The sequence below is a fragment of the Paraburkholderia sp. BR10954 genome (genome assembly GCF_040965775.1).
GTDB lineage: Bacteria > Pseudomonadota > Gammaproteobacteria > Burkholderiales > Burkholderiaceae > Paraburkholderia > Paraburkholderia youngii.
The window spans coordinates 1-5,941 of sequence record NZ_JBFRCK010000108.1 but is presented as its reverse complement, the minus strand read 5'-3'; the positions used below and the strand labels follow the sequence as shown (position 1 = coordinate 5,941).

General features: G+C 59.5%; 4 protein-coding genes and 1 pseudogene. 2 read left to right on the top strand and 3 right to left on the bottom strand.

Annotated elements, in window-relative coordinates; translation table 11 throughout:
- On the bottom strand, window positions 1–497 hold a 497-nt coding region (locus AB4Y34_RS40660), incomplete at its 3' end, for an IS6 family transposase (RefSeq protein ID WP_368719188.1).
- 154 nt (window positions 498–651) lie between these two features.
- On the bottom strand, window positions 652–927 hold the full coding sequence (locus tag AB4Y34_RS40655; protein ID WP_176369548.1) for a hypothetical protein: 276 nt from the start codon (window positions 925–927) through the stop codon (window positions 652–654).
- A 491-nt stretch (window positions 928–1,418) separates the two neighbouring features.
- Here AB4Y34_RS40655 and AB4Y34_RS40650 point away from each other — a divergent pair.
- Window positions 1,419–1,514: pseudogene (locus AB4Y34_RS40650) on the top strand (IS6 family transposase); the annotation flags it as partial.
- Window positions 1,515–1,614: 100 nt separating this feature from the next.
- Here the strand turns inward: AB4Y34_RS40650 and AB4Y34_RS40645 are convergent.
- Window positions 1,615–3,063 carry an FAD/NAD(P)-binding protein gene (locus AB4Y34_RS40645; RefSeq protein WP_368719187.1) on the bottom strand — a complete coding sequence of 483 codons (1,449 nt, stop codon included), beginning with the start codon at window positions 3,061–3,063 and terminating at the stop codon, window positions 1,615–1,617.
- A gap of 888 nt (window positions 3,064–3,951) precedes the next feature.
- On the opposite strand from AB4Y34_RS40645, the gene AB4Y34_RS40640 reads away from it, so the two are divergent.
- The gene (locus tag AB4Y34_RS40640; RefSeq protein WP_368719186.1) at window positions 3,952–5,277 is read left to right on the top strand and encodes a hypothetical protein; all 1,326 of its coding nucleotides are present in this window, start codon (window positions 3,952–3,954) and stop codon (window positions 5,275–5,277) included.
- Window positions 5,278–5,941: the final 664 nt, after the last annotated feature.

Sequence of the window (5,941 nt, the reverse complement as noted above, 5' to 3'; positions counted from 1 at the left end):
CCGAAGTTCGACAGGAAAGCTTGAGTACGCTCGGGCAGGCGGAAGCCCCGCATACGCCGTTCGCGTTCCCGGGTTGGCTGATGACTATTCTCAGCACGGTTGTTGACGCGGGCGCTGGCTTTGACGAACACATGCCTGACGTGTATTAGCCAGTTCGGGGATCTCCGCTTTCGCAGCCGGGTAGCTCGCAGCTGGTCGGTGACGATCTTGCCTGGCACCTCAGGGCAAGCCGCCAGTACGCGCTTGAAGAACCGTTTCGCCGCGGTCTTGTCGCGGCGCTTCTGGAGCAGAATGTCGAGTTCGACGCCGTGTTGGTCGACCGCACGCCACAGCAGCCAGGGTTCGCCGCGCAGCGTCACGAATACCACGTCCAGGTGCCATGTCGCGCCCGGTTTGCGGCGAGAGGCTTTAATGCGATGCGCGAAGCCCGCGCCGAACTTGTCGCACCAACGCCGGATAGTTTTATAACTGACCACGACGCCGCGCTCGAATAGCAACTATTCGATGTCGCGCAGGTTCAACTGGAACCGGAAGTACCAGCGAACCGCACAGCAAATGACAGCTGCCGGAAACCGATGGCCATGATAAAGCGATTTGTTCTTGGTCATATGGCCATCTTACTCGACCGCCCTTGACAACATGACAATGCCGTCATGCGTCCTCTGCCATCGGATGAGCGCAGAATCTCATGCTGCACTGCCCTACCAGCCGCTCGTCGCGGGCATCCGCGCAGCGGCGGTTCAGCATCCTGCGAACCGGATACCGGTCAAGCAGGGCCCGCGCATTGGTCAGCCCGTAACCAAAACGCAGCAGGTTCTCGATGTCTATGAAGTCGGCGTATCGGCCCGAGTCGGCCAGCCAGCATGCTTCCTCAAGGATGGCCGCTTCCCCCGGCGAAGGCGGCGCACCGCCGTCCTCTTCCGTCATCACACCATTCATGTCCATGTCGTCACCAAATCGTTAATGCATGCCTCCGGACGCGCGGCATCGAGAGTTTGTCCGACGCAGGTGCGTCGTACACCGGCTGGTATCACCTGACGTGCCTACGCTTATTGATTACGCTTCACGCCATTTTGCGCATGATGGCATGCGAGCCAACGTGCATCGTTGCGAAGCGATGTCTGGCGAATGATCCAAGGCGGGCGGTCTACGCTGACGAACGATTGTCGAAGCCGTCCTCTGGATCGCCTTCCTCGCCCGGCAAGACGTTTCATCGCTCAATAACGTTCGAATCATCTTGGCCTGCTCGCGAAAAAGACAAGATGTAAGTACATTTCATCGAATGTAAACAGCCCCTAGATGCTGTGTGGAAGGGCTGCGTCAGGCGCGCCCGTTTGCGTGCTCCTTCGGAGAAAACGAGTGTGCAAATCCCGTTTTACTCCAGTCGGGCTTACTGCCACTGCCCTCCCACATAGCATCTAGGTGGCATCGAAGTCATGCACATGACCGTCAAGGGGAAATTGAACGATGGCGGCGTTTGGCAAACTCCCGCACATCAGTTCTATTCGCTGGCTGGACAAGGAATCCATGCCATATCGGTCTTGACCGACCTCTCGATCTTACTGCGACAGAACCCGCTTGGATCCACGCCCCTGTCAGGCAATGCGCTCGCGTTTAATGTGCAGAAACCTGCCGCATTATGATCTCCGTCATCCGCTCGATATGCAATAGCAATTCCGGCACCGCCGTCGCCTCCCAAAAGCGTCTTCTAAGCGCAGGGCCAATATAAAACAGCGATGGATTCGTACAGCTATTGACTCGAACCACGCGGTAAGACTCATCAACACACAACCCCGCCCAGTCAAATTTTGCAATCCCGTCGCGCCGTAACTGATCAAAAAGAGAATCACACACGTGTGCTATAGGCCGGTGTATGCAATCTGCATGCGGTTCTGTATCTGACGCCGTAGCTCGATGCGCTGGAACCATCCCGACACCGGTGCAATTCACGAAATACGATGCGTGCACAACGCGCGAGCCCGTTGCTGCGCGCGGGCGAATAGCCAGCAGCAGCCCGTCGCCATGTGCGCTGATTGTCTCGATTCGCCCCCCCATAAGCGAGAGACGCCCACTCATCCTGAGTGACGCGACAAACGCTGCCGTGGAAGCTGGCTGTCGGTGACGATGTGTGTCCCAGTAAGGCGCAATATGGCGCACGAAAGCGCGCCGGTCGGCCTCAGACCAGTTTGACCAGATCTGCGGTACCGCTGGACGCAGGCTATCGATCACCTCGCGCCAGTCACCGCCTCTCGCGCGATGTTCAGCAATGACTTTGCGTACGACAGTGGTGCAATGCCTAGGGCCGGCAGTCAGTTGATCGAGAAGCGACCGCCGCGCTTCTGGCTGAAGTCTCGGCGGTGACTGGCAGTGGTGTTGGGGCAACAAACCACGGCGGGACATGAGCGTGAAGCGCAACTTTTCGCTGCGCCGGTGCAGCGCGTAAACAACGTCGAGTGCCGTCAGACCAGACCCGCACATGAAGAAATGGCTGTCATCCGGCACGGTCGGCAGTTTAACTGCGTCCCAGGGATTCGCGAGGAAACGTTGATCGAGTGAAGCGCCACCGGTCGCTGCTACAGTGATGGAGCGGCGGCCATCGCTGTGCCCGGTCGCAAGAACGACGTGATCGGCAGAAATCTCCACACCCGTGTGCAAATGAACCTCCGTTCGGCCATCCTCGACGGGCTTCAGCGCCACGGCGTATCCGTCATGTTGAGAAAACTGATGCTTCCCGGGGTTTTCGACGGCTTGTTTTAGCAGATGTGCAAGATAATCACCGTACCACGCACGTGGCAGGAAATCATCGGGTTCGGCAGGACGGCCCCGCAGTCGGCAATAATCGATAAAGCCGTTGCCGTTGTCCCGCTCAACACTGAGGGTCCGTGCGGGGGCGTTCAGGAGCCAGCCCTCTTCGTCTGACCGATAAGCAATACCGCGCGAAACGCTATAGCTGTCATCGACCAGTGCGATCGACAGGGGCTTTGCGGTTTGATCCGACAGTAGCCATGTGGCCGTCATCGTCCCGCAAAAGCCGGCACCCACTATCACAATCGATACAGTCATTGCCACGGCTCCGATGGTTGTTCGTATCCGCTCACGCAGAAAATTAATTTTGACGTTCAGATGGATACCCGCTCCGATGGAGTCGCTTGAATCGGGGCACGTCAGGAAAGCTCTCTTTCTGGCGCGGATAGTCGGAAGCTGTGCCGCGCGTCGCAGGAAGCGACTATGCGGCATTTCGCCTCAAGCTACAAAATCGATTGTTTGGATAACACTGATTCGCATCGCAAATGAATGGGTTCGGGACGGATGGGTGTGCCGTCTGGAGGGTGCCGTTCAAACCCAGTAGCGCACCTATTTCGCGTAGACCTCGCCACACCTCAATGGCATCGCAGCGCTGTCCACGAACCCTCAAACAGTGGGGCCGGCTAACGGGGCGTCAACAATACTCCGCAAATTGAGGCTCGGATAGCTTGGGCTTTCATACCCTTCATTTCGGGACATGGATTGCCGCATCAACGGTTTTGGCAGCTTCTCATTGATGGACAAGAGCTCCCGTGAAGTGTCGCGGCGCGCAGGGGTAGCAACGAAATTAGTTGCGCGAGCGGCGGGGAGGTAGGTGGGCTCCGTCTCCCCCAGTCGGCTTCACGCCCCTCCATCACCTGGCGTTGTTCTGGGTGCGGCGGTATCCGGTCAGTTGTCGCACGCGGCAGTTGCACGGTGTGCGCAGCTGTCCTCACGTGAGCAGCTTTAATCGTGCAGGGTGAACAGGGTTGAGCTGCCCATCCCCCGAATACGTGAGCGTTTCGCTGAGTACCGTCGAACAGGGGAGGCGGGTAAGCAAGGCTGACGGCGGTCGAGCCGCCTTCTGAAAATTTTTTTGCACGCGCTCTTCAAATAACGGGTTTTTTGCCGATACCGGTAAATCTCGACAAAAAAAGGAAGCGCACCATGTCAGACGCCGTTGACCGTTTCGCCGGCGCACCCGGCGACCGCCCCCCTTCGCCTGGATCTTCATCGCTCGATCACGCTCACTGTGGCGATGGAGAGGCAGCGGACCTGGGGATCCGGGGCGAAAACGCCTTGATCGTCGCGCCGGAGCGGGACGCTAGCTGGTTTCGGCGAGTGTGCCTCGCGACGGCCATGATCGCCGCCATTGCGTTGTATCTGTGGGCAGTGCTCTGGCCGCAACTCGACGGGCACTACACTGGGGACGCGGGCCGAATCAGCGCCGATGTGGTGTCCGATAAAAGCCAGACGCAAGTGATGCTCTCAGGTGACGCCGCTGGAGACAGCGCCGGGCAGCGCGTCGATGGCAACCGGAACATGACAACGGTCAGTTTTGGAAACGACGTCCTTCAGCGCCAGGTGCTGGAGTTTCATCCGTTCAACAGCGGACCTGGGCGATACAGGCTGGTCAACGGATGTCGCTCGATCACGCTCAACAAGAGCTCGCCAGGCAGCCGCTTCGTTCTGGCGCCCCCCTACCTGACGGTTCTAGTTGTCACGGCCGGCGTCCTGTTATTCATGGGCTGGGTGCTCAACCAGAAAGCGAAGGGTGAGCCAGAGGCGATCTTCCCGATGTGGCTCGCGTTCTTTGTCGCATTCTTTGCCAGTGTCGGGTTGCTTTGGTGGTCAGGCAATGCCGGGATGTTCGGGTTCGACGGCGTAGCTCGAAACCTCGTGGCGCGGGTCATTGCCCAGGGCGCCGAGTGGTTTCTTGCGGTGAACGACGAATGCACGTTGCTGCTAGGCAGCCTGGCGATGTTCGTCCTGCCGCAGTGGTGCGCGTATCTCGTCGCGGGCGCCAGCGGCGCGGCCCGGCGCTCGCGGTTTGTGGTCTTCGCGTGGAAATGGGTCGCGCTGTTCATCGCCAAGGCCTTCATCAGTGCGTCCGCCGTACTGCTGGGTATCGTCCTTGTTGGCAGCAACTACGCGTGGCTGAACCCCGAGCCGCTCAATGTCTGCGCGAATGCCATGACCGCCCTCCTGCTGTTGGTCCCAGGAGTGGCAATTTTCTGCACCGTTCCGCTCAAAAGACGGAAGGCCGGACCGTCTCGCGCCGCGTCCGGCGGGTCCACAAGTGGATGCGCCGCAAGCTGCGCAAGCCTAAGGGCGCGGTCGCGGCAGATCGAACGGGAGGCGCGCGAGGCTGCGAAGCGAAAGGACGATCGTCTGTCGGCGGTTGCCGGCGGATGTGGCCAATGGGTGCGGAAGGAGTCGCGCGGCAGCGCGGCGTCGCGGCGGACGAAACATCGGCGGCGTCGTCAACACTGACGGCACGCTGGCCATCAATGGTGGCAGTCTCGAGCGGCGCGCAGTTCAATGGCCGCTTCGCGGGTAATGTGGCGGCAGCTACCTGGAGCATCCAGGTCAGCATTAATGGCGCGCCGCGGACGCTTACGGGTGCCTGGGGCGTGCAGCGCACGGCCGCTGCCGAAGGCTGCGAGTGATTCGGTACCGGACCTGCAACGGTCTTAGGTAACAGAAGGGCAGACGGGCCGGGTTCCGCAACGAACCCGGCCCGTCCTTGAATCGACTCCACACCCATCGTGTTCCGCTGGCTCAGTTGCTCTGACACTGGCATGGCGTGCGCATGCTGGGTCTCTTTCCAATGGATGCCGTCTATTCTGGCGCTTGGCAGGTAACTCGACTGTCTGAGGCACTGTGTCCATTCCGCAGTTTGTGGACAGAGTCGGTCACTCGTGTCCGTCGCAGGCGATGATTGCATCTTCTACGCAAGACGGGGAACGGTACAAATCAGATGCTTACGCACTTTTTGAGGCATCCGCGTTCTTAGACCGTGTCTAGTGAGTCGGGTCTGAATAATTCGCTTTGGACGACGCTTGCCCTCACGGCTGGCAGTCGACAGCGATTGAGCGGTTGAGCAAGGCGGTCAGAACAGCGGCGTAAAAAAGCCTCAGCTTCCTGAGGATCATCC

What these genes read in the sequence shown, in the direction of transcription:
- AB4Y34_RS40655 (WP_176369548.1), bottom strand. Translation starts at nt 927, where the DNA reads ATGACGGAAGAGGACGGCGGTGCGCCGCCTTCGCCGGGGGAAGCGGCC.
- AB4Y34_RS40645 (WP_368719187.1), bottom strand. Translation starts at nt 3,063, where the DNA reads ATGACTGTATCGATTGTGATAGTGGGTGCCGGCTTTTGCGGGACGATG.
- AB4Y34_RS40640 (WP_368719186.1), top strand. Translation starts at nt 3,952, where the DNA reads ATGTCAGACGCCGTTGACCGTTTCGCCGGCGCACCCGGCGACCGCCCC.